This is a genomic window from Methylobacterium sp. A54F (assembly GCF_053346035.1).
In genome coordinates, this window is the sequence record NZ_JBKFBF010000007.1 from 44027 (window position 1) to 70368 (window position 26342).

Sequence of the window (26342 nt, forward strand, 5' to 3'; positions counted from 1 at the left end):
GTCACCCGCGCGCCCGGATGCGCGCGGGCCCGAATGGCGCTAACACGGCGCGGTCGCGCTCGCGTTCCGGTGCCGCATGAAGGTCCTGTCGATCCAGTCCCACGTCGCCTACGGCCATGTCGGCAACGCCTCCGCGGTCTTCCCGATGCAGCGCCTCGGCGTGGAGGTCTGGCCGATCCACACGGTCCAGTTCTCGAACCACACCGGCTACGGGGCCTGGCGCGGGCGGGTGTTCGACGGGCCGGCGATCGAGGAGCTCGTCACCGGCATCGGCGAGCGCGGGGTGCTGGGCTCCTGCGACGGCGTGCTCTCGGGCTACATGGGCTCGGCCGACATCGGCACCGCAATCCTCGGGGCGGTGGCGGCCGTGCGGGCCGCGAACCCGGGCGCGCTCTACTGCTGCGACCCGGTGATGGGCGACATCGGCCGGGGCGTCTACGTCCGTCCCGGCATCCCGGACTTCATGCGCGCGCGGGCGGTGCCGGCCGCCGACATCGTCACGCCGAACCAGTTCGAGCTGGAGATCCTGACGGGCCTCGAGACCGGCACCGTCGCGGCGGCCAAGCGGGCGGTGGCCGCGCTCCAGGCGAGCGGCCCCCGCGTCGTGCTCGTGACCTCCCTCGCCACCGACGCGACGCCGGCCGACGCCGTCGACCTCCTGGCCGGCGAGGGCGGGGCCTTCTGGCGCCTGCGGACGCCCCGCCTGCACCTCGACGTGAACGGGGCGGGCGACTGCATCGCGGCCCTGTTCCTCGTGCACTACGCCCGCACCGGCTCGGCCGCCCTCGCCCTCGGCATGGCCGGCGCCTCGGTCTACGGCCTGCTGCGCCGCACCGCGGAGGCCGGATCCCGCGAGATCCTGACGGTGGCGGCCCAGGACGAGTTCGTGGCGCCGAGCGAGACGTTCCCGGTGGAGCCGGCCTGAGGGCGCTGACGGCCCCCCGGGGAGACGGGCACGTTTCCCGCTTTCAGGTTTCCCGCTTGCGCGAACGCGCCGGGGCGACGAAGCGTTGGCGGACGAATCCTCCGGGAGCCGGGACCGACCATGGCCGCACGCCGCTTCGTGACCCTCGACGTGTTCACCGAGACGCCGTACGCCGGCAACCCCCTCGCCGTGGTCCTCGACGCGGACGGGCTCGACGGGGCGGCCATGCAGGCCATCGCCCGCGAGTTCAACCTGTCCGAGACGGTGTTCGTCCTGGCCCCCGAGAGCGCGCGCCACCGGGCACGGCTGCGCATCTTCACGCCCGCCCGCGAGCTGCCCTTCGCAGGCCACCCGACCGTCGGCACCGCGGTGCTGCTCGCACTCCGGGACCGGCGCGCCGGTGTCGCGGATGCCGTGGCCTTCGGGCTCGAGGAGAGCATCGGCACGCTCTCCTGCGTGGTCGAGACCGGGGAGGGGCGCGGCCGGGCCCGCTTCAAGCTTCCGGGCCTGCCCGAATACCTCGGCGAGGGCCCGGAGCCGGCGGCGCTCGCCGCGGCCGTCGGGCTCGCGCCGGAGGCGCTCGGCTTCGGCCGCCACGCGCCGAGCCGGCACACGGCCGGCGTGCCCTTCTGCTTCGTGCCCGTGCACTCGGTCGAGCGCCTCGCGGCCGCGCGGCTCGCGCCCGCCGCCGTCGCGGCCCTGCCCGAGCCGATGGCGCTCTACCTCTACGCGCAGGACCCGGAGGGCCTCGGCCAGAGCTACCAGGCCCGGATGTTCGCGCCCCATCTCGGCGTGGCGGAGGACCCCGCCACCGGCAGTGCCGCCGCGGCCTTCGCGGGCGTGCTGATGCAGTTCGAGCCCCTGGGCGAGGGCACGCACGACGCGACGATCCGCCAGGGCGTCGCCATGGGCCGGCCGAGCGAGATCGCCCTCCAGGTGGTGATCGAGGCGGGCGCCCTGCGCTCCGTCGAGATCGGAGGCTCCGCCGTGGTCGTCAGCGAGGGCCGTCTCGTTGCCTGAGGCGCGCCCGCACGGCTTCACGGTCACCTGCCTCGACCGCCTCGACGCCCGCCTCGTCGCGCACGACTGGGCCTGGGCCCGGGACAACGCCGCGATGATCGCGGCGAACTGGCAGCGCCGCCGCGCCGACAAGCCCGGCCTGTTCGACGGTCCCGTGCTCCTCGCCTGCGGCTGCGAATGCCTCGGCGGCGCCTGCACGGTGCGCTTCTTCGAGACGACCTACGCGCCCTTCATCGCCTACCGGGACGCCGGCTCGCCGGACGCGCACGTCGCCAACGCCTTCGCGGCGATCGTGCCGCGCACCGGCGACGGGGCGGTGCTGCTCGGCGAGATGGGCGGCCACACCGCCAATGCGGGCCAGATCTACTTCCCCTGCGGCACGCCCGACCGGGACGACCTGCGCGGCGAGGCCGTCGACCTCGCGGGCAGCGCGGCCCGGGAGTTCCACGAGGAGACGGGGCTGTCGGTCTCCGAGGGGCGGGCGGAGGGCTGGGTGATGCTGCGCGGCGGCGAGCGCCAGCTCGCCTTCCTGCAGCCGGTCCGGTTCCCGGAGGCGGCCGAGCCGCTGCGCGCCCGGATCGAGCGGCACCGCAGCCGCGAGGACGAGCCGGAGCTCGCCCGCATCGTCGTGGCTCGAAATCGCGCCGACATCGACCCGGTGCGGATGCCGGGCTTCGTGCAGGCCTACCTGGCGAGCGTGCTCGAGCCCTGAGGCTCAGGGGTAGCCGTAGCGGCTCTTGGCGGCGGCGAGGAGGTGCAGCGCCTCCCCCTGCCGCCCGGCCGCGCAGGCCTCGGCGGCGCGCGCGAGGTCCGCGTTGAAGCGGGCCCCCACGGGCTCGTTGAGGTTGCCGGTGGCGACGTCGCTGTCGACCACGGCCTTGGTGCGGGCGATGGCCGGGCCGCAGCCGGGGCCGGCGGGGGGCACCGGCGCCACCACCGGCGCGGCCGCCGCCACGACCGGCGGCGGCGCCGTCCGCGACTGGCAGGCTCCCAGCAGGGCGAGGACGGCGAGGGCGGCGGCGGGGGCGCAGGTTCGACGGAGCGGCACGGGGCATCCCTAGAGTTGGTCCGGGAGCCGTGGTGACCGGTTCTCCGTGCAGACCGACGACAGCGAAAGGACTCGGGGTCCGTCCGCCGGCTCCATGACCGGCGGACGGACCCCAGGGCGGCGGCGCCCGCTACGGCACCGCTTCGGCGGCCGGTTTGCGCCCGGCCACCGCCGGGGTCAACCGCTACCGCGCCTTCTCCGAGATGCCCTTGAGGCCGCCGTCGTAGATGCCCTCGATCACGTCCTTGGCGACGGTGTCGGGGGCGCCCTTGGCCGCGAAGCTGCCGCTCCAGCTGACCTTGGAGCCGGACCCGTCCGGCGCCACCGAGAGCGTCGACTTGTAGTCGGTGACGGGCAGCGGGCTCTCCACGATCGCGTAGGTGTAGCTCATCACCTTGTCGTCGCGGCTCACCTGCTCCTCCACGATGGTGCCGCCGCCCTTGAGCGCGAGGGTCCGCAGCTTGCGCCCGTCCTTCTCGGAGGGCGTGCAGGTCTCGACCGCCGGGTGCCAGCTCCCGATGCCGCAGAAGTCGCCGATCGTCTGCCAGACCTTGGCGGGCGGCGCGGCCACCTCGGCGGACCGCTGCACCTCGAGGGCGCTGGCGGGCCGGCTGCCGGCGAGGAGCATGAGGGCGGGCAGGGCGAGGGTCCGCAGGGGGTTGGGCAGCATGTCGGCGTCTCCATCCGGGTTCGGTCAGGCGGGCCTCCGGGGCCGGCAGGCCGCGGGCCGGTGGGAGCTAGGCCGCGGACCCCGTCGCGGCAATGGCCGGACCGGTTCCGGAGGGCCTTTCGGGGGCCGCGGGCTGCTTGTGTTTTGCCCGACCCGCCGCTAGGTAACCGGACTTGATTCCAGGGCGGCCCGCGCGCGGCGCCCCGCCCGGTGCCCTCGGGGAGAGACGAGCCTTGGCCAGAGCCGGCTCCGCGTCCGTGATCGTCCGTGCCGCCCCGGCGGCATCGCGGTCGCGCGCGCGCCTCGCCCGCCTGCTCCTTACCCGCCCCTGAGGGCCGTCCGGGCGCGAGCGCCTGGGCTCTCAGGGGATGCCTCGCCACACCGACGGGCTCGAAGGCCGCCGCGCGAGGATCCGCCGGCGCGCCGCGACAGGGTAACGGACCATGACCACGACCGACCAGACCAGCACCCCCCGCGCCACGGCCAAGGACCGCGTGCTCATCTTCGACACGACGCTGCGCGATGGCGAGCAGTGCCCCGGCGCCACCATGACCCTCGACGAGAAGCTCGCGGTGGCCGAGCTTCTCGACGCGATGGGCGTCGACATCATCGAGGCGGGCTTCCCGATCGCCTCGAACGGCGACTTCGAGGCGGTCGCCGAGATCGCCCGGCGCTCCAAGCGCGCGGTGATCGCAGGCCTCGCCCGCGCGATTCCCGCCGACATCGCGAGGGCGGGCGAGGCGGTGCGCCACGCCCGGCGGGGGCGCATCCACACCTTCGTGTCGACCTCGCCGATCCACCTCGCGCACCAGATGCGCAAGACCGAGGACGAGGTCGTCGAGATCATCCTGAGGACCGTCGCCCAGGCCCGCGACCTCGTCGAGGACGTCGAGTGGTCGGCCATGGACGCGACGCGCACCGGGATCGACTATCTCTGCCGCTGCGTCGAGGCGGCGATCCGGGCGGGGGCGACCACCATCAACCTGCCCGACACGGTGGGCTACGCGACGCCCGCCGAGTACCGCGCCATGTTCGAGGCGGTGCGCGGCCGGGTGCCGAACGCCGACAGGGCGGTGTTCTCGGTCCACTGCCACAACGACCTCGGCCTCGCGATCGCCAACTCGCTCGCCGGCGTCGAGGGCGGCGCCCGGCAGGTCGAGTGCACGGTCAACGGCATCGGCGAGCGCGCCGGCAACGCGGCGCTCGAGGAGATCGTCATGGCGATCCGCACCCGCGGCGACGTGATGCCCTACGAGACCGGCATCGAGACGACGATGCTGACCCGCGCCTCGAAGCTCGTGTCGCACGCCACGAACTTCCCCGTGCAGTACAACAAGGCGATCGTCGGGCGGAACGCCTTCGCGCACGAGAGCGGCATCCACCAGGACGGCATGCTGAAGCACGCCGAGACCTACGAGATCATGACCCCCGCCTCGGTCGGCCTCTCCAAGACCTCCCTGGTGATGGGCAAGCACTCGGGCCGGGCGGCCTTCCGCTCGAAGCTCGACGAGCTCGGCCTGCACCTCACCGACAACCAGTTCCAGGACGTGTTCGAGCGCTTCAAGGCGCTCGCCGACCGCAAGAAGCACGTCTACGACGAGGACATCGAGGCGCTCGTGGACGAGAACCTCGCCACCGCCCACGACCGCATCAAGCTCGTCTCGCTCTCCGTCATCGCCGGCACCCGGGGGCCGCAGCGGGCGACGATGAAGATCGACATGGACGGCCGCACCTTCACCGAGGAGGCGGACGGCAACGGCCCGGTGGACGCGGTGTTCAACGCGATCCACGCGCTGGTGCCGCACGTGGCGCAGCTCGAGCTCTACCAGGTCCACGCGGTGACCGAGGGCACCGACGCCCAGGCCGAGGTCTCCGTGCGCCTGAAGGCCGGCGACCGCTCGATGACGGCCCGCGGCGCCGACCCCGACACCCTCGTCGCCTCGGCCAAGGCCTACCTCTCGGCCCTCAACAAGCTCTCGGCGGCGGCCGTGCGCCTGCACGCCCAGCACACCGCGGCCGAGTAGGCGAAAAAACCGCGGCACCGGGGGTGGACAGCCCCCGGCAGCCTTGGTATCAGCCCCCACCTCGCCGGGGACTGGTGACCCCGGCAGATCGCTGTACAGCGATGAGGGCGCATAGCTCAGTTGGTAGAGCAGCTGACTCTTAATCAGCGGGTCCTAGGTTCGAACCCTAGTGCGCCCACCATTTCCATCTCAGACAGAGCCGATCAGCAGGACGTCGTCTAGCGCGATGTCTTCCGTCTGGCTCGGCGAGCACTTCGGATGCTCCGAGCGCGGGCTCGCCCTCATTTCGGCTCGGTGCCGAGCGGCGTCGGCGTCTGCTCGGTGCAGACCACGGGGGGCTGGGCCGCGTCCGTCCACGTCACCTCCTGGCCCTTCCCGCGCAACTCGTGGGTGTCGTCGGCGTAGCGGAAGCCCGAGCCGCTGAGCTGCTCGGGCAGGGTGACGGCCGCTCCGCCCGGGGGCCGGACGATCGCCGGCTTGCCGGGCTCGGAGTTCAGGAACTCGACCGTCAGGAGCTGGTCCTTCGGGCAGACGAAGATGACCCGGCGCGTCTGGGCCAGCTCCGACTGCACCGTCTCGGCGAGCACCTTCTCGGGCTCCTCGGCCGCCGCCGCAATTCTCGCGAGGCCGAGCGTGAGGGCCGCGGCCAGGAGGGGGCCCGAGGCATGGCGGGTGATCGTCATCGGTGGGGTTCTCCGATCCAAGCTGGGGCCGCTCGGACGGGCCCGCGCTCCGGGCCTGGTGCCTCCGGCGCGGGCGAGCCCGGATGCTCGCCCGCCCGCGCCGTCCGATCAAGCGCCGCGGCCCTACGCCAAAGGTCGAACACGGCGCCGCGGCTCCGGTACAGGGCTTCGGCGCACCGGCGGCTGGAATCGAATCCTTGTGCGTCGCGCGCTTGATGAGTTCAATACAATCCCGCCCCTGTTCTAAGCTTGACCATGAAATTTGATTTCATGGAAAGTCCATGCGACGAGTGCTGGCCTTGCCTCGGAGTGTATCATGCCGGTGCCGTCCACGTTTGATCTGATCAACGCTGCGCATTCGGCATATTACGATGGAGGCGAGACACCACCCAGCTTGCGCCTGCTGACGGTCGACGGGCAGCCGCTGACGGCGCGCGTCGATGCGAACGGGTTCTTCGGCGCCGCCTTCGTGACGAGCGCGGGGCAGGTCATCATCGCGTTCGAGGGGACGGATCTCGGGAGCTTCGAGGACGATCCCGAGTTCGCGATCGCCCAGGTCCTCGCGGATTATCAGATCTACCTGGCGCAATCGCCGCCGGCCTACGGCGATGCCTTGTCCTTCACGCAGACCGCGATCGCCGCCGCCACCGCCCAGGGGTATGCCCGCAGCGACATCTACCTCTCGGGCCACTCCCTCGGCGCCGCCGAGGTGCAGTACGTGGCCGCCCAGACCGGCCTGTCGGGCGCCACCTTCGGAGGCCCCGGCATCCCGCTGACCACCATCCCGGCGGGGCGGGTGTCGAGCCTGACGAACTACGTCGAGTTCGGAGATCCGGTCGGCAACTTCAGCTCGAACCCGAACTACGAGGCCCCGTTCCTCAGCAACGACCAGGTCGTGCGCTACGGCGACCCGACCTATATCGGCGACCCGCTCGACAGGCTCGAGGTGCAGGGCGCGGCGGCCTTCTTCTATCCGGGCGCGCCCGACAGCGTGAAGGCCGTCGGCGCCGGGCTGTTTCTCACCGCGGCCTACGAGCATCATCTCCTGATCCACTACGCCGAGGACCTGAACACCTCGCTCGCGGGCTCGACCTCCGGGGCCGACAACGTCTCCCCGGCGCAGGCGGCGCAGATCATCGCCAGCGTCCTGAACGACGGCGTGCCCATCTCCGGTGGCCTCGGGGCCGACGTCCTCGTCGGGAGCGCCGTGGGCGACGCCGTGCGGGGCGGCGCCGGCAACGACCTGATGAGCGGCCTCGCCGGCGACGACCGGATCTTCGGCAACGCGGGCGACGACACCGCCTACGGCAACGCGGGCGCGGACCTGATCCTCGGCAGCCGCGGCGCGGATCAGCTCCGGGGCGGCCAGGGCGCCGACACGCTCTACGGCGGCCAGGACGCGGACGCGGTCTACGGCGACCTCGGCAACGATTATGTGTCGGGCGACCGCGGCGACGACCGCCTTTTCGGCAACCGGGGCGCCGACCTCGTCCTCGGCGGCCAGGGCGCCGACAGCCTCTACGGCGGGCAGGGCGCCGACACCCTGTTCGGGGGCCAGGGCAACGACGTGCTCTCGGGGGACCTCGGCGACGACGTGCTGTCCGGCGACCTCGGAGCGGACCGCTACGTCCTCGGCCCGAATGCCGGCGCCGACCTGATCCTCGGGTTCGACCAGGCCTCCGGTGATCGCCTGGACCTGCAGGGCCAGACCTACACCGCCGGCACGGCCGCGGACGGGTCCGTCCTGCTGCGGCTGTCGGGGGGCGGCACCGTCGAGCTCTCGGGCGTCACCGCGGCGCAGTTCGGCAGCGGCGCCGGCGCCTTCGCGTAGGGCGCTCCCGACCCATCCTGCGGGCCGGCCCCCGGGGGCAGGGTCAGCCGCCCGCGGGCTCGGCCGCCACGTCCAGCACCCAGGTGACGCCGAGGCGGTCCCGCAGCATCCCGTAGACCGGCGACCAGCCCGAGGGGCCGAGCGGCTGCAGGATCGTCGCGCCCGCGCTCAGCCGCTCCCAGTACGCCGCGATCTCGTCCGGGGCGGAGCCGCGCACCGAGACGTAGAACGCGTTCTCGCCGGGGCTCCAGGACCGATCCGACTGCACGTCGTAGGCCATCACGTGGAAGCCCCGGTCCGACGCCACCTGACCCCAGATCACCTGCCCGGCCTGGGCGGGGTCCTGCACGGCGCCGAGATCCGCGTAGGTGACGATCGTCAGGTCGCCCCCGAACACGGATTGGTAGAAGTCCAGCGCCTCCCGGGCCTGCCCGCGGAAGTTGAGATGGGTCGTGACCTGAATCGTCGTCGGGATCGTCGTCATGCCAGCCTCCGGATCGGGGCCCGTTGCCAGGGCCCATGAGCCCGCTGTACCACCGCCCAACTGACAGAAACCGGCAGTTGGACGATGGCGCGCACCGACCGGCTCTTCCGGCTGCTCCACGCGATGCGCGTGCTGCCCGCGCCGCTGACGGCCGCGCGCCTGGCGGAGGAGACCGGCGTCTCCCTGCGCTCGCTCTACCGCGACATCGACTGCCTGCGGGCGGCGGGCGCCCGAATCGAGGGCGAGCGCGGCTACGGCTATCGGCTCGTCGAGGACGATGCGCTGCCGCCGCAGACCCTGAACCGGCTCGAGGTCGAGGCCCTGGCGCTCGGGATGGCCGAGGTCCGCAGCCTGGGGGATCCGGCCCTCGCCGCGGCCGCCGCCTCCGTCCTCGCCAAGGTCGCCGCCACCCTGCCGGACGAGCGCGAGCAGGACCTGCTCCACGCCGTCTCGAAGGTGTACCGGCCGCAGGCGCGCTACGCGGAGGTGGGCAACCTGGACGCGATCCGGCAGGCGTGCTGGCGCGAGGAGGCGCTCGCCATCCGCTACGTCGACGAGCACGGTGCCGCGACCGCGCGGACCATCCTGCCGCTCGCCATCGTCCACGCGGAGCGGCAGCTCGTCGTGCTGGCCTGGTGCTGCCTGCGCGAGGCGTTCCGGATGTTCCGGATCGACCGCGTGCAGGCGCTGGAGGCGGCCGGACGACGCTTCCGACCCCGGCGCGCAGCCCTCCTGCGCGCCTACCTCGAGACCCTGCAGGCGGACGAGGCGGGCGCCGTCAGGGCGAGCGACGGCGGGCCCCGATGAAGTCGACGAAGGCCCGCAGCGGCGGGGGCAGGTGCCGGCGGCCCGGATAGTACAGGAAGGGCCCCGCAAACCGCTGCCACCAGGGTTCCAGCACGGGCTCCAGGGCGCCGCTGTCGAGGTGCGGCCGGAGCCAGTCCTCGAACAGCGTGATGATGCCAACGCCCGCGACCGCGGCGTCCACGGCGAGGTCGGTGGCGGCACCGACCCGCACGACGAGCGGGCCGCTCGGCTCGACGCGCACGACCTCCCCGTCCCGCTCGAACTCCCAGGCCGTCATCGCGCCGCTCGCGAAGCGGCCGCGGATGCAGGCGTGGTCGAGGAGATCGCGCGGGTGCCCGGGGCGCCCCCGCCGGTCGAGGTAGGCGGGCGCGGCGGCCGTGGCGAAGCGCTGCGCCCGCGGGCCGATCGGCACCGCGATCATGTCCTGCTCCAGGCGCTCGTCGTAGCGGATGCCGGCGTCGCAGCCCGCGGCCAGGACGTCGACGAAGCTGTCCTCGGCGATCACGTCGAGGCGGATGTCCGGATAGGCCGCGAGGAAGGGCGGCACGATCGCGGGCAGGACGAGGCGCGCGGCGCTCACCGGCACGTTGAGCCGCAGCGTCCCGGCGGGGCGGTCGCGAAAGGCGCTCACGAGGTCCAGAGCCGCCGCGACCTCGCTCATGGCCGGAGCGAGCCGTTCGAGGAGGCGCGCCCCGGCCTCGGTCGGCGCGACGCTGCGCGTCGTGCGGTTGAGGAGGCGCACACCGAGGCGCCCTTCGAGCCTGCGCACCGCCTCGCTCAGGCCGGACGCGCTCGCGCCCTGCACCCGGGCCCCGTCCCGGAACCCACCCGCCTGCGCGACCGCGACGAAGGCCGCGAGGTCCCCGAGATCCGCCGACATTGTTCGCTCTCCCGCACAGCCCGTGCCGATTGCCCTGGATTATCACGCAAGGGCTTCGGGACTAGATCCGGCGGCATCAGCCAGGAGAAACCCGATGACCGATCTCGACACGGCACAGACCTACACGCTCGGCGACCGCAGCGTGCGGCGCATGGGCTACGGCGCGATGCAACTCGCCGGGCCGCAGGTGTTCGGGCCGCCGAAGGACCCGGCGGGCGCCGTGGCGGTGCTGCGCGCGGCCGTTGCCGGCGGCGTGAACCACATCGACACCAGCGACTTCTACGGGCCTCACGTCACCAATCAGCTCATCCGCGAGGCGCTGCATCCCTATCCGGACGATCTCGTCATCGTCACCAAGGTCGGGGCGAAGCGGGGCGCGGACGCGTCCTGGAACCCGGCCTTCTCGGCCGAGGAGCTGACGCAAGCCGTCCACGACAACCTGCGCAATCTCGGCCGCGACGTCCTCGACGTCGTCAACCTGCGGATCATGTTCGACGTGCACGGGCCCGCCGAAGGCTCCATCGCGGAGCCCCTCGGGGTCCTCGCGGACCTGCAGCGCCGGGGCCTCGTGCGCCACATCGGCCTCAGCAACGTGACGGCCCGGCAGGTCGACGAGGGGCGGTCGATCGCCGACATCGTCTGCGTGCAGAACGCCTACAACCTCGCGCACCGGGCGGATGACGCGCTCGTGGACGCGCTGGCCTCGGCCGGCACCGCCTACGTGCCGTTCTTCCCGCTGGGCGGCTTCAGCCCGCTGCAATCCACGACGCTGTCCCGGATCGCCGCGGGGCTCGGCGCGACGCCGATGCAGGTGGCGCTCGCCTGGCTGCTCCGCCGCGCACCGAACATCCTGCTGATCCCCGGCACGTCGTCGGTCGGGCACCTGCGCGAAAATTTGGCCGCGGCCGACCTGGCGCTGCCGGCCGATGTCGTCGCGGAGCTCGACCGGATCGGCGCCGCGCCGGAAGCGGGCTGACCGGGCGGACCGGCCTGCCGTGCGTCAGCTCAGGACGGCTTGGCGGGCTGCGGCGCGGCCTCGTCGGAGATGCCGACCTTGGCCCAGACGTAGAACGCGAGGAGCGCCACCGGCAGGCCGATCAGCGACGTCCCGACGAAGAACCAGGCGAAGCCCGTGCGCTCCACCACGAAGCCCGACAGGCCGGCCAGCAGGCTGCCCGGGAAGGCGCAGAGGGACGTCAGCAGCCCGAACTGGCTCGCCGCGTGGTCGGTCGAGGCCAGGGTCGACATGTAGGTGATGAGGACGACCGAGGCGAACGCGTAGGCGAAGCCGTCGATGCCGACGCTGATCGCGAACGTCCAGAAGGCCGTCCCGCCGTCGCCCCCGTGCGCGGCGAGATAAGCGAGGCTCAGGTGCGAGGCCGATCCCGCCACGGTGCCGATGAGGAGGCTCGGCAGCATGCCGATCCGTGGGATCAGGGCGCCGGCCAGGAAGGTGCCGCCGAGGCCGATCCAGAAGCCGAAGAGCTTGGTGACGGTGGCGATGTCGGTGTTGGAGAAGCCCTGGTGCTTGAACAGCGGGATCGCCATGGCGCTCGCGACGTAGCCCGGCATCCGGAAGCCCGCGACGAGCAGCAGGATCGCCGGCGCCATCGGGCCGAGCCGGGCCAGGAGCTCGCGGATCGGCGCCCAGACCGTGTCGACGAAGCCGGCCCGCTCCGGATGGGGCCGCTTGTCCGACGCGGGCTCCGGCGCGAGGACGGCCGCGAGCATCCCCGGCAGCATCAGCGCGCCCATGCACAGGTAGGCGCCGCGCCAGCCGATCCGGTCGGCCAGGAACAGGGCGCCGGCGCCGGCCGCGAGGTTGCCGACCCGCCAGCCGATCTCCGTCCAGGACGACAGCACCGCCTGCTTCTCGGGCGGCCGCACGCTGGTGATGCGCCAGCCGTCGATGACGAGGTCGAGCGTCGCGCCCGCGAAGCCGAGGGCCACCGAGAAGGCGATGGTCCAGGCGAGCCAGTGCGCGGGATCGCCGAACGCGATGCCGGCGAGCATCACCATGACGCCGAACTGCGCCACCACGATCCAGCCGCGCCGCCGGCCGAGCGCCCGCCCGAGGAGCGGCGGGTCGTAGCGGTCCAGGAACGGGGCCCACACGAACTTGAACTTGTAGGCGAGGGTCAGCTCGCTCAGGAGTCCGATCGTGGCGAGCGAGATGCCGATGTCGGACAGCCAGGCCGATTGCGTCGCGTAGACGAGCAGGAACGGGATGCCGGAGGTGAAGCCGAGGCCGAGGGCCGGCGCGATCCGCCGGTCGGTGAACAGCGCCGACCAGAACGGCGTCTCCTCGGACCTCACGACAGCCGGCGCGTCCATGCTCGATCCGCTCTGCTGATCCCTGCGGGCGGGACGGGCCCCGGGCATCAGGCCAGGAACGGGCTGGCCCGAGCCGCCGTTCCCGGGACCGCCGGCCGAGGCCGGACGCCCCCGGATCCAGCCCTCACTGCGACGAGCCCGCCCGGAGGCGGTCGCGCTCCTGCCGCAGGGCCTCCAGCACGGCGCCCTCGATCAGCAGGGCCGAGCCGTAATGGTACTCGATATCGAAGGCGTGGCGGGAGTTCATCGAGAGGGAGGCGCTCTGCATCGCGATCAGGCGGTCCTGCGCGTCGAAGAACCCGGAGCCCGAGCCGCCGTAGCCGTCGTTGCAATCGTGGCGCGCCCGCCGGACCGCGCCCTCGCTCGGCGGATCGATGCGGTGGATCGTGCAGCGCTCCAGGCTGCTGGGGCCCGGGTAGTTCTCGTGGCCGGCGGGGGAGACCATCACCACCGGCACCGAGACGTCGCCGGTGGCGAGGGCCGGGGACTCCGGCAGGGGCTGGGGGGCGGCGTCCGCGGGGGTGGCGAGGCGCAGGATCGCCCAGTCGTCGGTGATGTGGAGGCGTTGCGCATCCGCGGCCGTGCCGAGGCGCAAACTCTCCGGAACGAAGTCGTAGTTGCGGCCCCCGATCTGGAAGTAGCAGGCCGAGACCGGGCGGGTGACCTCGAGCTGCCGGTTGCGGAAGTTGTGGGCGTTGAGGAGCACCAGCGACGGATCGGCGGCGAGCCAGGCCGCCGCCGCCTTCTGCGGGACGCCGTCCGGCCGGCGGCACCAGAGCACGCCGGCCCCGCGGTAGCGCGCGAGGTCGGGGCCCGTCAGGTCGCGCCGACTGTCCTGCGGGTAGAGGGCGGCCGTCCGCGTCGTGTCCGGGGCGGCCGCGCCGCTGTCCGCCGCGATGGCGAGGAGCAGGACGCCGAGCGTCCGCGCCCGGCGCGCGACGCGGATGCGAACCATGGAGATCCCTCCCATGCCCCGGCCGGTGCGCGGGCCGGTGCGCCGCTCGCCGCCGGGCTTGCGCTCCTTTCGTGCGCCCGGTCGCGGCGAAAGGTCAAGACGATCCGGATGCTACACAATCGTCCTGAGCAAATTGCTGGATTGTCCTGTCTAGAAATGTCGAACCGCCTGAAGACTTTTTGCGCAATGAAAGCCTAGAAATGTAAGGCAACGGAGCAATAATAAGTCTCTCATAAGTCTCAGTTTTCTGAGTTTTTACTTAGGAAATATATGAGGCTCTGGCGGACGGATTGGAATTGCTCCCGCGTTTCGAATGGGAATAGCCGATCAATGCCGCGAGGCCGAAAGGCGGGGCGGGCAGGCGAGGAGACGAACGGATGAGCAGGTTCCTGAATTCGGTCTCGACCTTGGCGATCGTGGCACTCGCCCCGATCGGCCTGTCGACCATGGCGGCGGCCAACGACAAGCTCGTCGAGATGTCGAAGAGCGACGACAACTGGGTCATGCCCGGCAAGAACTACGACTCGAACAATTACAGCGAGCTGAAGCAGATCAACAAGGACAACGTCAAGAACCTCAAGGCGGCCTGGACCTTCTCGACCGGCCTCCTCAACGGCCACGAGGGCGCGCCCCTCGTCGTCGACGGCAAGATGTACGTCCACACCTCCTTCCCGAACAACACCTTCGCGCTGAGCCTCGACGATCCGGGCACGATCCTCTGGCAGGACAAGCCGAAGCAGAACCCGGCGGCCCGCTCGGTCGCCTGCTGCGACCTCGTCAACCGCGGCCTCGCCTACTGGCCCGGCGACGGCAAGACCCCGGCCCTGATCCTGAAGACGCAGCTCGACGGCCACGTCGCGGCGCTCAACGCGGAGACGGGCGAGACGGTCTGGAAGATCGAGAACTCCGACATCAAGGTCGGCTCGACCCTGACGATCGCCCCCTACGTGGTGAAGGACAAGGTGATCATCGGCTCCTCGGGCGCCGAGCTCGGCGTGCGCGGCTACCTCACCGCCTACGACGTGAAGACCGGCGAGCAGAAGTGGCGCGCCTACGCGACCGGGCCCGACAAGGACCTGCTGCTCGCCGACGATTTCAACATCAAGAACGCCCATTACGGCCAGAAGGGCCTCGGCACCGCGACCTGGGAGGGCGACGCCTGGAAGATCGGCGGCGGCACCAACTGGGGCTGGTACGCCTACGACCCCGGCACGAACCTGATCTACTTCGGCACCGGCAACCCGGCGCCGTGGAACGAGACGATGCGCCCCGGCGACAACAAGTGGACGATGACGATCTTCGGCCGCGACGTCGACACGGGCGAGGCGAAGTTCGGCTACCAGAAGACGCCCCACGACGAGTGGGACTATGCCGGCGTCAACGTGATGATGCTCTCCGAGCAGAAGGACAAGGACGGCAAGGACCGCAAGCTCCTGACCCATCCGGACCGCAACGGCATCGTCTACACCCTCGACCGGACGGACGGCTCGCTCGTCTCGGCCAACAAGATCGACGACACCGTCAACGTGTTCAAGTCGGTGGACCTGAAGACCGGCCAGCCGGTGCGCGACCCCGAGTACGGCACCCGGATGGACCACCTCGCCAAGGACATCTGCCCCTCGGCGATGGGCTACCACAACCAGGGCCACGATTCGTACGATCCGAAGCGCCAGGCCTTCTACATGGGCATCAACCACATCTGTATGGATTGGGAGCCCTTCATGCTGCCCTACCGGGCAGGCCAGTTCTTCGTCGGCGCGACGCTGAACATGTATCCGGGCCCGAAGGGTGACCGGCAGAACTACGAGGGCCTCGGCCAGATCAAGAGCTACAACGCCATCACCGGCAAGTTCAACTGGGAGAAGATGGAGCGGTTCGCCGTCTGGGGCGGCACGACCGCGACCGCCGGCGACCTCGTGCTCTACGGAACCCTCGACGGCTACATCAAGGCGCGCAACGCCGACAACGGCGACCTGCTCTGGAAGTTCAAGCTGCCGTCCGGGGCGATCGGCTACCCGATGACCTACTCCCACAAGGGCACGCAGTACGTCGCCATCTACTACGGCGTCGGCGGCTGGCCGGGCGTCGGGCTCGTCTTCGACCTGCAGGATCCGACGGCCGGCCTCGGCGCGGTCGGCGCCTTCAAGAAGCTCGCCAACTACACCCAGATGGGCGGCGGCGTGATGGTGTTCTCGCTGGACGGCAAGGGCCCCTACGACGACCCGAACGTCGGCGAGTACGACCGGCAGGCTTCGAAGTAGCCGCCTCGAAGGAGCGGCCGCGAAGCCGAACGGCCTGCGGCCGCAGGCAGACCCCTCCCACCGGCCCCCGGGCCGGCGGGAGGGCCCTGAAGGCCCCACCGGCACGCCATGCCCGGTCCGCGTGATCTCTCCGAACATCTCAGAGGAAACGACAAGCGATGTCGCTCGTGAACGGATGCCGCGCCGTCCTCCCGGCCCTGCTCGCGCTGGCCGGCCTGTGGGCGCTCCCGGCCCCCGCCCAGGAGCCGAAGGCGAAGGTCGATGCGGCGAAGGCCGCCGAGCCCGCCGCCGATCCCGGCCTCCTGCGGGTCTGCGCCGCCGAGCAGCCCCCCCTGTCCCTGAAGGACGGCTCGGGCCTGGAGAACCGGATCGCCGCGGCGGTGGCGGAGGCGATGGGGCGCAAGGCCCAGTTCGTCTGGATCGCCAAGCCCGCGATCTACCTCGTCCGCGACGGTCTGGAGAAGCGGCTCTGCGACGTCGTCGTCGGCCTCGACAGCGACGATCCCCGGGTGCTCACCACGAAGCCCTACTACCGCAGCGGCTACGTCTTCATCACCCGCGCCGACCGGGACCTCGACGTGCGCTCCTGGGCGGACCCGCGCCTCAAGAGCGCCGGCCACATGGTGGTGGCCTTCGGCTCCCCGGGCGAGGCCATGCTGAAGGACATCGGGCGCTACGAGGAGGACATGGCCTACCTCTACTCGCTCGTGAACTTCCGCGCGCCGCGCAACCAGTACACCCAGATCGACCCGGGCCGGATGGTCGGCGAGGTGGTGGGCGAGAAGGCCGACGTCGCCGTGGCCTTCGCCCCCGAGGTGGCGCGCTACGTCCGCGATTCCACGACGCCCCTGCGCATGACGCCGGTGCCCGACGACACCGTCCGCAGCGACGGGCGGAAGGTGCCGCAGAGCTTCGACCAGGCGATGGGCGTGCGCCGCGACGACACCGCCCTGAAGGCCGCGCTCGATGCCGCGCTCGACAAGGCGAAGCCCCGCATCGCCGAGATCCTGCGGCAGGAGGGGGTGCCCGTGCAGCCCCTCTCGAACTGACGCCTCGAGCCGACCCGCGTGCAGTCCAGCCGAGTACAGCGATGATCAAGACGAGACGAGAATGGGCCGCCCTGCTGGCGCTCGCCCTGGCCGCGGGGAGCACGGCGGTGCTGGCGCAGCCGCAGGCGGGGCCGGCTTCGGGCCTGGTCTTCCGCAACACCGTCACGGGCGAGCAGCTCGACACCGCGCAGGGCAAGGAGGGGGGGCGCGACACCCCGGCCGTGAAGACGTTCTTCGAGAGCGGGCGCAACCTCTACATCGACGACAAGGCTTGCCTGCGCAACGGCGAGAGCCTGTTCGCGACCTCCTGCTCGGGCTGCCACGGCCACCTTGCCGAGGGCAAGCTCGGGCCGGGCCTCAACGACAACTACTGGACCTATCCGGCCAACGCCCAGGATACCGGGCTGTTCTCGACGATCTTCGGCGGCGCCAACGGCATGATGGGCCCCCACAACGAGAACCTGACGCCCGACGAGATGCTGCAGGTCATCGCCTGGATCCGGCACCTCTACACCGGGCCCGCCAAGGACGCGCTCTGGCTCTCGGACGAGCAGAAGAAGGCCTACACGCCCTACAAGCAGGGCGAAGTCATTCCCAAGGATGCCAAGGGCCAGTGCAAGCCGCTGGAAGACTAGCCCCTCGGCCGGGAAGTCGTGTCGCGCCCGTCGGCGCGGTCAAGGGGCGGCCTCAACCGCCCGCGTCACACCAGGATGGAGGAAACCATGCGGATCGTCATCGCTGCGACTCTCGCGGCTGCGGGGGCCCTGATCGCCCTGCCGGCGGCGGCCTACGACGGAACGAAGTGCAAGGCGGCCGGCAATTGCTGGGAGGCCAAGCCCGGCTTCCCCGACAAGGTCGCCGGCTCGAAGTACGACCCCAAGCACGATCCGAAGGAGCTCAACAAGCAGGCCGATTCCATCAAGCAGATGGAGGAGCGCAACAAGAAGCGCGTCGAGGCTTTCAAGAAGACCGGCAAGTTCGAGTACGACGTGTCCAAAATTTCTTCGAATTAAGATCTCGTCGAACTGACGCTGTCCCGGCCGCGTCCCGGGCCGCCCGGCATCCTCGCGCCGGGCCGGCGCGGGGCGCAGGGCCGGGACGCGGCACCGATGCGCGAAGCGGCAAGCGGATCCCGATGAACGATCTTCGCCACGGCGACACCCTGCTGACCGACTGGCGCGCGGCCGCCGGCCGGTTCGAGGCGGAGCTGTCGAAGGCCGTCCTCGGCCAGGAGCGGGCGATCCGCCTCGTGACCATCGCCACCTTCGCCCGCGGGCACGTCATGCTCGAGGGCGACGTCGGCGTCGGCAAGACCACGCTGCTGCGGGCCGTGGCCCGGGCGCTCGGCGGGGCCTACGAGCGCGTCGAGGGCACGGTCGACATGATGCCGACCGACCTGATCTACCACACCTACCTGGCCGATGACGGGCGGCCCCGCATCGAGCCGGGGCCCGTCCTCGCACGCGCCGAGGACCTCTCGGTCTTCTTCTTCAACGAGATCAACCGGGCGCGCCCGCAGGTGCACGCGCTGCTGCTGCGCCTGATGGCCGAGCGCAGCGTGAACGCCTTCGGCCGCACCTGGCTGTTCCCGAACCTGCAGGTCTTCGCCGACCGCAACCGCGTGGAGCGCGAGGAGACCTTCGAGCTGCCCGCGGCCGCCCGCGACCGCTTCCTGATGGAGATCGGCCTCGAGGCGCCCCGCGCCGCGGAGGTGCGGCGGGCCCTCGTGTTCGATCCGCGCTTCCACGACACCGACGCGCTGATCGCGGGCGTCGCCGAGGGCGTCCTCGACCACGCGCGGATCGCGGGAATCGCCGCGGCGATCCAGCACGCCGTGCAGGCCGCGCCCGCGATCGAGGCCTACGTGGTCGCGCTCTGGGACGCGCTGCTGCGGCCGGACGCGGCCGGCATCCGCCTGCCCGGCCTCGCCATGGAGGGCCTCGTCCAGGGCGGCGCCTCGCCCCGCGGGGTCGCCTTCCTGGTGCGCGCGGCCCGCGTCCGGGCCTGGCTGGAGGGCCGCGACTGGCTGGTGCCCGAGGACATCCGGGCGGTCTTCCCCGAGGTGATGGCCCACCGGGTGTTCCTGGAGCCGATCCACGAGATGCGCCGCGCCGCGATCATGCCGGCTCTCTGCCGGGCCGTGTTCGAGACGGTGCCGGCCCCGTGACGCAGGAGCCCCCAGCGCCGCCCGGCACGGCCGAGATCATCTACCTGCCGCGCCGCAGGCCCGGCGGCGCCCGGTTCGGCGCCCATCGGGGCCGGGACGCGGGCGGCCTCGGCACCTTCCGGGACCAGGTCCCGTTCCTGCGCCAGCCCGACGCCCGGCGCATCGATCTGCGCGCCAGCCTGCGCGACCCCTTCGAGGGGATCCGGGTGCGCCGCTTCGAGGCCCGCACGCCGGTGCCGATCTGGGTCCTCGTGGACCTCTCGGCCTCGATGGCCTTCAGCGGCGCGGCCCGGCGGATGGAGCTGGCGGGGCAGCTCTGCGAGGCCCTCGCCGCCTCGGCGACGCGCATCGGCGACGCCTTCGGGCTGATCGGCTGCGACCACGCGGTCCGCGAGGACCTGTTCCTGCCCGCCACCCGCCTGCGCGGCCCCGCCGTCCAGATGGCGGCGCGCGTGGCGCGGGCGCCCTGCCGGGGTGCCGGCGCGGAGGGGCTGCTCCTGGCGCCCCGCCTGCTCGGGAGCAGGCCGGGGCTCGTGTTCCTCGTCTCCGACTTCCGCTGGCCGGAGCCCCTGGTCGAGGGGGTCTTCGCCGCGCTCGGCCACCAGGACGTCGTGCCGGTCCTCCTCTGGGACGAGGCCGAGGCGGCCGACCTGCCGGCCTGGGGGCTCGTCGAGCTCGACGACCTCGAGGGCGCCGGCCGGCGCCTCGTGCTGATGCGCCCCGCGCTGCGGCGGCGCTGGATCGCCCGCGAGGCGGCCCGCCTCGCGCGGCTGCGCCACCTCGCCGGACTCTTCGCGCGGCCGCCCTTCCGCCTCGCGGGGCGGTTCGACGCCGATGCCCTGAGCCGGCACCTCCTGGCGACCTGACGCATGCGCGCCCGCTCCCCCTGGCTCCGCGTTCCGGCGCTCCTTCCGGCCCTGGCCGCGGGCCTCTGCGCGGGCGCGGCCGTCGCGCAGGTCCGCGCGGTCGAGGTGCGCAGCCCGCGGCCGTTCGGATATGTCCTGGGCGACCTCGTCCGGGCGCAGGTCGAGATCCGCGCGGATGCGGGCTTCGGCCTGCAGCGGGCCTCCCTGCCGGTGCCCGGCCCCGTGACCTACTGGCTCGACCTGCGCGAGGTCGCCGTCGAGGAGACGGCGCAGGGCGCGGAAAACCGCATCCGCCTGCGGCTGACCTACCAGACCTTCTACGCGGCCCTCGACGCCCGGAGCCTCGAGGTGCCGGGATTCGCGGTGACGCTGGTGAGCGAGCAGCGGGGCGGCGCGACCACGGCCGCCGCGCAGGTGCCGGCCTGGGCGCTCGGGGTCTCGCCGCTGCGCGAGGTGCAGCCGCCGAAGCGCGACGACCCGGCCGAGTACCTCCGCCCGGACGGTCCGCCGGCGCGCCCCGACCCGGGGCCCGACGCGCTCGCGGCGCTGGCCGCCCTCGCGCTGGCGGGCCTCGCCCTGCTCGTCCTTGCCTGGGACCGGGCGTGGTGGTTCTTCGCCCCGCGCCGGGGGCGCCCCTTCGCGGCGGCCCTGCGGCGGGTGCGGCGGCAGCCGCGGCCGGCGGGGGATGCGGGCCTGGAGGCGGCCGCCTACCGGGCGGCGCTCCTCGCGCTTCACCGGGGCGTCGACGAGACCGCGGGCGCCCGGGTGCTGGCCGACGACCTGGCCGGCTTCCTCGACGGCCACCCGGCCTTCCGCTCGCAGGCCCAGCCCCTCGCCCGCGCCTTCGCGGCCTCGCGCCTCGCCTTCTTCGGCCGCGACACGGAGGCGGCGCGGGCGGCCCTGCCCGCGGCCGAGATCGAGGCGATGCTGCGCCGCCTCGCGGCGCGCGAGCGCGCGGCCTGACCGATGGGCGCCTGGTTCGAACGCCTCGGGGTGGAGAGCGCCGCCTGGCTCTGGCTCCTGCCGCTGGCCCTGCTGCCGCTTCTCGCCGCCCCCCGCCGCCGGGCCGCGATCTCCTCCGCGGCGGCGGCCCCGGCGGACGCCCTCTCGCGCGCCGTCGCCGCCCTGCTCGCCGCGGCCGGCATCCTCGCCATAGCCGGCCTCGTGCTGGGCCTCGCGGGCCCCTACCGCGTCGGCGAGACGGTGACCCGGATCGGCATCGGCGCGCGCATCTCGCTGCTGATCGACCGCTCGGGCAGCATGAACGAGACCTTCGCGGGGCGTCAGCCCTCGGGGGCCGAGGAATCGAAGGCCGCCGCCGCCCGGCGTCTCCTCGGCGCCTTCGTGGGCGACCGCGCCCACGACCAGTTCGCCGTCACGGCCTTCTCCACCGCGCCGATGCTGGTGCTGCCGATGACCGACCGGCACGAGGCCGTGCGGGCCGCCATCGCCGCCATCGACCGGCCCGGGCTCGACTACACCAACGTCGCCCGCGGCCTCGGCATGGCGCTCGCGCAGTTCCCGGCCGACGCGCCGGGCATCTCCCGCGTGCTCCTCCTCGTCTCGGACGGCGCCGCCGTGATCGACCCGCGGGTGCAGGCCCAGCTGCGCGCCGCCTTCGCGCGGATCCGCCCGAACCTCTACTGGCTGTTCCTGCGCACCGAGGGCTCGCCCGCGATCGGCGACCGCCCGCAGGGCGAGGACACGCCCCAGGCCGCGCCGGAGCGCCACCTCGACCTGTTCTTCCGCAGCCTCGGCACGCCCTACCGGGCCTTCGAGGCCGAGGGCCCGGAGGCCGTGGCCGGGGCGATCCGGCAGATCGAGGCGCTCGAGCGCGACCCCATCCCCTACGCCGAGCAGCGCCCGCGCCGCGACCTCGCCGGCCTCGCCTACGGGGCGGCGGCCCTCGGGCTCGCGCTCCTCGTCCTCGCCAAGCTCGCGGAGACGGACCTCGCGGGCCGCCCCGCGGCCCGGCCAAGCGCCGCGGCCCGGCCAAGCGTCGCCGCCCCCGATGCCGACGAGACCCGGAGGAGGGCCGCATGACGGGCGCACCGGCAAGCCCGCTCGCGGCGCGGGCGTGGCGCGCGCTGCCCGCCCGTCCGGCGCTGCGGCCCCGCCTCGGCGGGCTCAGGCGGCGCCTGCGGCCGCACCTCCTCCTCGCCCTGCCGATCCTCCTCGCCGCGGCGGCCCTCGGCTTCGGCCTGTCGGCCTGGCGCCTCGCGGAGGCCGACCGCCGGATCGGCGCCCTCGCGGCGGGCCAGGACATCGCCGTCGACCCCGAGGCGGCACCCGAGCTCGTCCTCGCCCGGATCGGCTTCCTGGCCACCCGCGAGCGCATCGCGGAGACGGAGCCCCTGGTGGAGGCGCTCGACCGCCGGGCGCCCGGCCTCGCCGCCCGTGCCCGCTACCGGGTCGCGAACGCGCGGATGCGGCGGGCCTTAGCCCTGCTCACTGCCAACGACCTCGACCGGGCGGGCCCCCTCGTCACCCTCGCCCGACAGGATTACCGCCGCGCCCTCCGGGACCGGCCGGAGGACTGGGACGCCAAGTTCAACCTCGACGTGGCCTCGCGCCTCGTCCGCGACTTCCCCGAGTTCGACCGCCAGGACGGCGACGAGCTCCAGGCGGAGCCGAAGAAGATCTGGACGGACATCCCGGGCCAGCCGCGGGGCGGGCCGTGAGCCTCGGCCCGCCCGTCGCCCGGAACCTCCGCGGGGCGCGCTTCCAGGCCCTGGCCGGCGCCCTCGCGCTCGCCTGCGCGGCCCTCGTCGCGCCGCCCCTGCCGCTGACGCGCCAGGGCGTCGCGCTGCTCGCGGTGGTCGACATCACCGGCAGCATGGGCGTGCGCGACTACGCGGCCGGGGGCCGACCGGCGAGCCGCCTCGACACCGCCAAGGCCGCGCTCCGCCGCCTCGTGACGGAGCTGCCCTGCGGCTCCCGGGTGGCGCTCGGCCTGTTCACCGAGCGGCGCCCCTTCCTGCTCTTCGCGCCGATCGAGGTCTGCGCCGACTTCGCGCCCCTCGACGGGGCGATCGCGGCCCTCGATCAGCGGATGGCCTGGGAGGGGGACAGCCGTGTGGCGGCCGGCCTGCACCGGGCCGTCGCGCTCGCGGGCGAGCTCGGCACCGACCTCCTGTTCGTCACGGACGGGCAGGAGACGCCGCCGCTTCCCGCCGCCGGGCCGCCCCCGTTCGAGGGCCGTCCCGGCGCGGTCCGCGGCCTCATCGTCGGCGCCGGCGGCTACGCCCTCGCGCCGATCCCCCGCTTCGACGACCGGGGCCGCGAGGCCGGGTTCGTGAGCGAGACCGACGTGCAGCAGGAGAACCGCTTCGGCCCGCCGCCGCCCGATGCCGAGAGCCGCGCGGGCTACAACCCCCGCAACGCCCCCTTCGGCTCCGCCGCCGCGAAGGGGACGGAGCACCTCTCCTCCGTGCGCGAGGGCCACCTCCGGGCGCTCGCCGCCCAGACGGGCCTCGCCTACGCCCACCTCGAGGCGGGCATGGACCTCACCCGCCCGCTGCGGGACGCCGCGACGCCGCGCGCGCTGCCCGGGCGCCTCGATCCGCGCCCGTTCCTCGGGGGCGCCGCCCTCGTCCTCCTCCTCGGGGCCTACCTGGCGCCGCACCGCGCCCGCCCCCGCTTTCGGAAAGCCTGACCATGCGCGCCTGCCCGACCCTCCTGCTGTCCGGCCTGCTCCTCGCCGCCTCGGCGGCCCTCGCCCACGGCCCGACCCCCCAGAAGGTCGCCCAGTCGATCGTCATCAAGGCCAAGCCCGACGCCGTCTGGCGGGTCGCGGGGCCGTTCGGGGCGTTGAGCGGCTGGCACCCGGACGTGGAGCGCGGCACGGCGACCGGCGACGCCCCGGGGGCGACCCGGACGCTCACCCTGCGGGGCGGCGGCACCCTGCGCGAGAGCCTCGACGAGCGGAAGGACGCCGAGCGCAGCTACTCCTACCGGATGTCGGAGCCGGACCTGAAGGCGCTGCCGGTCTCCTCCTACTCGGCCACCCTCGCGCTGGCGCCCGAGGGGGAGGGCACCCGCGTCTCCTGGAGCGGCCGGTTCTATCGCGGCGACACCGGCAACGAGCCGCCGGACGAGCTGAACGACGCCGCCGGCAAGGCGGCGATGGAGCGCTGGTTCGGCGACGGCCTCAAGGGCCTGAAGGCCAAGCTGGAGGCGCAGCCCTCGCAATGACCCGGAGACGCGCCTCCGCCCTGGCCGCCTGGCTGATCTGCACCGCCGCCCCCGGCTCGGCGGCGACGCTCTACGTGGCGAGCCAGCAGGGCGGGGCGGTGACCGCGATCACCGGGGAATCCGCCGCGGGGGCGCCCGTCCCGGTCGGGGCGGGGCCGGCCGTCGTCGCGGCGGACCGCGCCGGCCGGCTCTACCTCAGCCATCCGGACGGGCGCAGCGTCTCCGTGCTCGACGCCGCGGGCGGCCGGGTCCTGCGGCGCATCCCGGTCCCCGGGCAAGCCTTCGGCCTCGCCGCCGCGCCGGACGGGCGCAGCCTCTTCGTGGGCGACTGGGCGGGCGGGCGCGTGCTGCGCGTCTCGCCCGAGTCCGGCGACGTCACGGGCAGCGTCGCGGTCGGCGCCGACCCGGCCGGCCTTGTCCTCGACCGCCGGGGCCGCCTCTTCGTGGCGGACCGGGAGAGCCGCCGGGTCAGCGTCGTCGACGGCGACCGCATGGCCCTCGTCGCGGCGATCCCGGTCGGCGAGGCGCCCTTCGCCCTCGCGCTCAGCCCAGCCGAGGACCGGCTCTACGTGGCCAACGTGCGCAGCGACAGCCTCACGGTGATCGACACCGGCGCCCTGCGGGCCCTCGCCACCGTCCCGGCCGGGCCGATGCCCTACGGCGTCGCCGCGAGCCCGGACGGGCGGCGCGTGCTGGTGACGAACCAGGGCGCCGGCACGCTCACGGTCCTCGACGCCGCGAGCCTGCGGCCCGTCGGCCGCGTCGCGGTGGGGCGCTACCCCGAGGGCGTCGCGGCGGCGGGCGAGCGGGCCTACGTGGCGAACTGGTTCTCGGACGACGTGTCGGTGATCGACCTTCCCGGCCTGCGGGAGGTCGGCCGCATCCCGGTGCCGGAGGGGCCGCGCAGCCTCGTCGCGGTGCCGGGGGAGGGCGGGCGGTGAGGGGCGCGCGCCTCCTCTTGGCGGGGCTCGCCCTCCTCGCCGCCTGCGACCGCGGCGCGGAGCCGGCCGCGGAGTCGGGCGAGGGCGGGGCGGGGGCCGTCGTCGCCGCGACCACGGAGGGCGAGCTCGCGTCCTGGCTCGGCCCCACCGACGCGACGGACCCGGCCCGCTGGCTCGCGGGGCGCGAGGCGGGCCACCCGCTGCCCGCCGACGATCCCCACGTCCGGGCCTTGCAGGAGGCGCTCCGCCGGACGAAGGACGGGTTCATCGAGGATCCGCGGATGATTGCGAACCGGACGGCGCAGCTCGGCGGGATGCTCCGCGAGCTCGGCGTCGCGGAGCCGGCGGAGGGCATCCTGTCCGGCTTCGGCGGGATCGCAGCCCTCCGGGGGCGCCACAAGAGTCTCTTCGGCGAGATGTGCCAGCACTACTACAACACCCGCGCCCAGGGCGCCGACCACGCGACCGCCCTGGCGCGCCTCGCCGAGGCCGGCGCGCGGCCATGACGGCCGGGACGCTCCCGGCGCGGCAGGCCTCCGCCACGGGCCTGCTGATCGTCGACGACCATCCGATCGTGCTGCAGGGCTTCCGCCACCTCGTCGCGGAGGGCGGCCGCCTCAGCGTGTACGAGGCGCCCGACATCGTGGCGGGGTACCGCGCGTTCCACCGCCACCGGCCCGGCCTCGTCGTCACCGACCTGCGCTTCCAGGACGACGGCCTCTCGGGCCTCTCGCTGATCCGCCGGATCCGGGCGCTCGCGCCCAAGACCCGCATCCTGGTCTTCAGCATGCACGCCGACCCGGTGGTGGTCTCGCGGGCCCTCGAGTGCGGGGCGCTCGGCTTCGTGCGCAAGGATGCCGGCGTCGCGGCCTTCCTCGAGGCCTTCGACGCGGTCGGGGCCGGGCGCTTCTACCTCGACCACGGCACGGCCACCGCCGTCGCGATGCTGCGCCTCGAATCCCAGGACGCGCCGTTCGCCCGCCTCAGCGCCCGCGAGCTGCAGGTCCTGTCGCTGCTCGGCAAGGGCAAGTCCTACCACGAGATCGCCGACGTGCTGTCGCTGAGCTACCGCACCGTGGTCAACGCGAGCGCCGAGATGCGCCGGAAGCTCGGGGCCGGCTCGCAGGCGGAGCTGATCCAGATCGCGATCACCCATCCGGAAAGCCTGCTGCTGGCCTGAGGACCGCTCGGCGGCCCCTCGGC

Annotated in this window: 28 protein-coding genes and 1 tRNA gene; 22 read left to right on the forward strand and 7 right to left on the reverse strand. The window is 73.4% G+C overall.

The genetic code is table 11. The features are described 5' to 3' along the window. Positions 1-76 precede the first annotated feature (76 nt). The 3 genes from pdxY (at position 77) to ACLBXP_RS12995 (ending at position 2657) form a co-directional block, all read left to right on the forward strand. The gene (gene pdxY, locus ACLBXP_RS12985; RefSeq protein ID WP_447668100.1) at positions 77-925 is read left to right on the forward strand and encodes a pyridoxal kinase PdxY; all 849 of its coding nucleotides are present in this window, start codon (positions 77-79) and stop codon (positions 923-925) included. A 120-nt stretch (positions 926-1045) separates the two neighbouring features. Beyond that, entirely contained in the window at positions 1046-1945 is a 900-nt protein-coding gene (locus ACLBXP_RS12990; RefSeq protein WP_447668101.1) for a PhzF family phenazine biosynthesis protein, read from the forward strand. Continuing rightward, positions 1938-2657, forward strand: a complete 720-nt coding sequence (locus ACLBXP_RS12995; protein ID WP_447668102.1) for an NUDIX hydrolase — start codon at positions 1938-1940, stop codon at positions 2655-2657. The genes ACLBXP_RS12990 and ACLBXP_RS12995 overlap by 8 nt, the downstream gene beginning before the upstream one ends. Positions 2658-2660: 3 nt before the next feature. Here the strand turns inward: ACLBXP_RS12995 and ACLBXP_RS13000 are convergent, their stop codons facing one another. Further along, a complete protein-coding gene (locus ACLBXP_RS13000; protein WP_447668103.1) occupies positions 2661-2993 on the reverse strand; it encodes a hypothetical protein in 333 nt (110 codons plus the stop codon). A gap of 184 nt (positions 2994-3177) precedes the next feature. Further along, complete coding sequence (locus ACLBXP_RS13005; RefSeq protein WP_447668104.1) at positions 3178-3663, reverse strand: SRPBCC family protein; 486 nt, start codon at positions 3661-3663, stop codon at positions 3178-3180. A 443-nt stretch (positions 3664-4106) separates the two neighbouring features. On the opposite strand from ACLBXP_RS13005, the gene ACLBXP_RS13010 reads away from it, so the two are divergent. Both ACLBXP_RS13010 and ACLBXP_RS13015 read left to right on the forward strand, forming a co-directional pair. Further along, on the forward strand, positions 4107-5687 hold the full coding sequence (locus ACLBXP_RS13010; RefSeq protein ID WP_447668105.1) for a 2-isopropylmalate synthase: 1581 nt from the start codon (positions 4107-4109) through the stop codon (positions 5685-5687). A 105-nt stretch (positions 5688-5792) separates the two neighbouring features. Continuing rightward, a tRNA-Lys gene (locus tag ACLBXP_RS13015) sits at positions 5793-5868 on the forward strand. 100 nt (positions 5869-5968) lie between these two features. Here the strand turns inward: ACLBXP_RS13015 and ACLBXP_RS13020 are convergent. Next, complete coding sequence (locus tag ACLBXP_RS13020; protein WP_447668107.1) at positions 5969-6370, reverse strand: MliC family protein; 402 nt, start codon at positions 6368-6370, stop codon at positions 5969-5971. A 394-nt stretch (positions 6371-6764) separates the two neighbouring features. Between ACLBXP_RS13020 and ACLBXP_RS13025 the strand changes: the two genes are divergently transcribed. Further along, complete coding sequence (locus tag ACLBXP_RS13025) at positions 6765-8201, forward strand: calcium-binding protein (protein WP_447668109.1); 1437 nt, start codon at positions 6765-6767, stop codon at positions 8199-8201. 43 nt (positions 8202-8244) lie between these two features. Here ACLBXP_RS13025 and ACLBXP_RS13030 read toward each other — a convergent pair whose 3' ends face one another. Continuing rightward, complete coding sequence (locus tag ACLBXP_RS13030; RefSeq protein WP_447668110.1) at positions 8245-8685, reverse strand: VOC family protein; 441 nt, start codon at positions 8683-8685, stop codon at positions 8245-8247. 84 nt (positions 8686-8769) lie between these two features. Between ACLBXP_RS13030 and ACLBXP_RS13035 the strand changes: the two genes are divergently transcribed. After that, a complete protein-coding gene (locus tag ACLBXP_RS13035) occupies positions 8770-9492 on the forward strand; it encodes a helix-turn-helix transcriptional regulator (RefSeq protein WP_447668111.1) in 723 nt (240 codons plus the stop codon). Here ACLBXP_RS13035 and ACLBXP_RS13040 read toward each other — a convergent pair. Further along, positions 9464-10372, reverse strand: coding sequence for a LysR family transcriptional regulator (locus tag ACLBXP_RS13040; protein ID WP_447668112.1), 909 nt, complete (start codon positions 10370-10372; stop codon positions 9464-9466). The genes ACLBXP_RS13035 and ACLBXP_RS13040 overlap by 29 nt on opposite strands. Positions 10373-10466: 94 nt before the next feature. Between ACLBXP_RS13040 and ACLBXP_RS13045 the strand changes: the two genes are divergently transcribed. After that, the gene (locus ACLBXP_RS13045; protein ID WP_447668113.1) at positions 10467-11348 is read left to right on the forward strand and encodes an aldo/keto reductase family oxidoreductase; all 882 of its coding nucleotides are present in this window, start codon (positions 10467-10469) and stop codon (positions 11346-11348) included. A 29-nt stretch (positions 11349-11377) separates the two neighbouring features. Here ACLBXP_RS13045 and ACLBXP_RS13050 read toward each other — a convergent pair whose 3' ends face one another. Both ACLBXP_RS13050 and ACLBXP_RS13055 read right to left on the reverse strand, forming a co-directional pair. Beyond that, positions 11378-12706 carry an AmpG family muropeptide MFS transporter gene (locus ACLBXP_RS13050; RefSeq protein WP_447668115.1) on the reverse strand — a complete coding sequence of 443 codons (1329 nt, stop codon included), beginning with the start codon at positions 12704-12706 and terminating at the stop codon, positions 11378-11380. Positions 12707-12830: 124 nt separating this feature from the next. Beyond that, the gene (locus tag ACLBXP_RS13055) at positions 12831-13661 is read right to left on the reverse strand and encodes a serine protease (RefSeq protein ID WP_447668117.1); all 831 of its coding nucleotides are present in this window, start codon (positions 13659-13661) and stop codon (positions 12831-12833) included. A gap of 377 nt (positions 13662-14038) precedes the next feature. Here ACLBXP_RS13055 and ACLBXP_RS13060 point away from each other — a divergent pair, with 377 nt between their 5' ends. The 14 genes from ACLBXP_RS13060 (at position 14039) to ACLBXP_RS13125 (ending at position 26319) form a co-directional block, all read left to right on the forward strand. Then, on the forward strand, positions 14039-15922 hold the full coding sequence (locus ACLBXP_RS13060; protein WP_447668118.1) for a methanol/ethanol family PQQ-dependent dehydrogenase: 1884 nt from the start codon (positions 14039-14041) through the stop codon (positions 15920-15922). 158 nt (positions 15923-16080) lie between these two features. Beyond that, complete coding sequence (gene moxJ / locus ACLBXP_RS13065; protein WP_447668120.1) at positions 16081-16971, forward strand: methanol oxidation system protein MoxJ; 891 nt, start codon at positions 16081-16083, stop codon at positions 16969-16971. Positions 16972-17012: 41 nt separating this feature from the next. Continuing rightward, on the forward strand, positions 17013-17606 hold the full coding sequence (gene moxG / locus ACLBXP_RS13070; protein WP_447668121.1) for a cytochrome c(L), periplasmic: 594 nt from the start codon (positions 17013-17015) through the stop codon (positions 17604-17606). An 87-nt stretch (positions 17607-17693) separates the two neighbouring features. Then, on the forward strand, positions 17694-17984 hold the full coding sequence (locus tag ACLBXP_RS13075) for a methanol dehydrogenase (RefSeq protein ID WP_447668123.1): 291 nt from the start codon (positions 17694-17696) through the stop codon (positions 17982-17984). Positions 17985-18106: 122 nt separating this feature from the next. After that, positions 18107-19138 (forward strand): AAA family ATPase, encoded by a 1032-nt coding sequence (locus tag ACLBXP_RS13080; RefSeq protein WP_447668124.1) that lies wholly within the window; start codon positions 18107-18109, stop codon positions 19136-19138. Continuing rightward, on the forward strand, positions 19135-20004 hold the full coding sequence (locus ACLBXP_RS13085; RefSeq protein WP_447668125.1) for a DUF58 domain-containing protein: 870 nt from the start codon (positions 19135-19137) through the stop codon (positions 20002-20004). Before ACLBXP_RS13080 ends, ACLBXP_RS13085 begins: the two co-directional genes overlap by 4 nt. Before the next feature lie 3 nt (positions 20005-20007). Next, positions 20008-20967, forward strand: a complete 960-nt coding sequence (locus tag ACLBXP_RS13090) for a nonribosomal peptide synthetase MxaA (RefSeq protein WP_447668126.1) — start codon at positions 20008-20010, stop codon at positions 20965-20967. 3 nt (positions 20968-20970) lie between these two features. Then, positions 20971-22047 (forward strand): vWA domain-containing protein, encoded by a 1077-nt coding sequence (locus tag ACLBXP_RS13095; protein WP_447668127.1) that lies wholly within the window; start codon positions 20971-20973, stop codon positions 22045-22047. Beyond that, positions 22044-22685 carry an MxaK protein gene (locus ACLBXP_RS13100; protein WP_447668128.1) on the forward strand — a complete coding sequence of 214 codons (642 nt, stop codon included), beginning with the start codon at positions 22044-22046 and terminating at the stop codon, positions 22683-22685. Before ACLBXP_RS13095 ends, ACLBXP_RS13100 begins: the two co-directional genes overlap by 4 nt. Next, the gene (locus ACLBXP_RS13105) at positions 22682-23659 is read left to right on the forward strand and encodes a vWA domain-containing protein (protein ID WP_447668130.1); all 978 of its coding nucleotides are present in this window, start codon (positions 22682-22684) and stop codon (positions 23657-23659) included. The genes ACLBXP_RS13100 and ACLBXP_RS13105 overlap by 4 nt, the downstream gene beginning before the upstream one ends. A gap of 2 nt (positions 23660-23661) precedes the next feature. After that, positions 23662-24198 carry an SRPBCC family protein gene (locus ACLBXP_RS13110; protein ID WP_447668131.1) on the forward strand — a complete coding sequence of 179 codons (537 nt, stop codon included), beginning with the start codon at positions 23662-23664 and terminating at the stop codon, positions 24196-24198. Continuing rightward, entirely contained in the window at positions 24195-25139 is a 945-nt protein-coding gene (locus ACLBXP_RS13115) for a YncE family protein (RefSeq protein ID WP_447668133.1), read from the forward strand. Before ACLBXP_RS13110 ends, ACLBXP_RS13115 begins: the two co-directional genes overlap by 4 nt. After that, entirely contained in the window at positions 25136-25645 is a 510-nt protein-coding gene (locus tag ACLBXP_RS13120) for an MxaH protein (protein WP_447668135.1), read from the forward strand. Before ACLBXP_RS13115 ends, ACLBXP_RS13120 begins: the two co-directional genes overlap by 4 nt. Continuing rightward, complete coding sequence (locus ACLBXP_RS13125) at positions 25642-26319, forward strand: response regulator transcription factor (protein WP_447668136.1); 678 nt, start codon at positions 25642-25644, stop codon at positions 26317-26319. The genes ACLBXP_RS13120 and ACLBXP_RS13125 overlap by 4 nt, the downstream gene beginning before the upstream one ends. Positions 26320-26342: the final 23 nt, after the last annotated feature.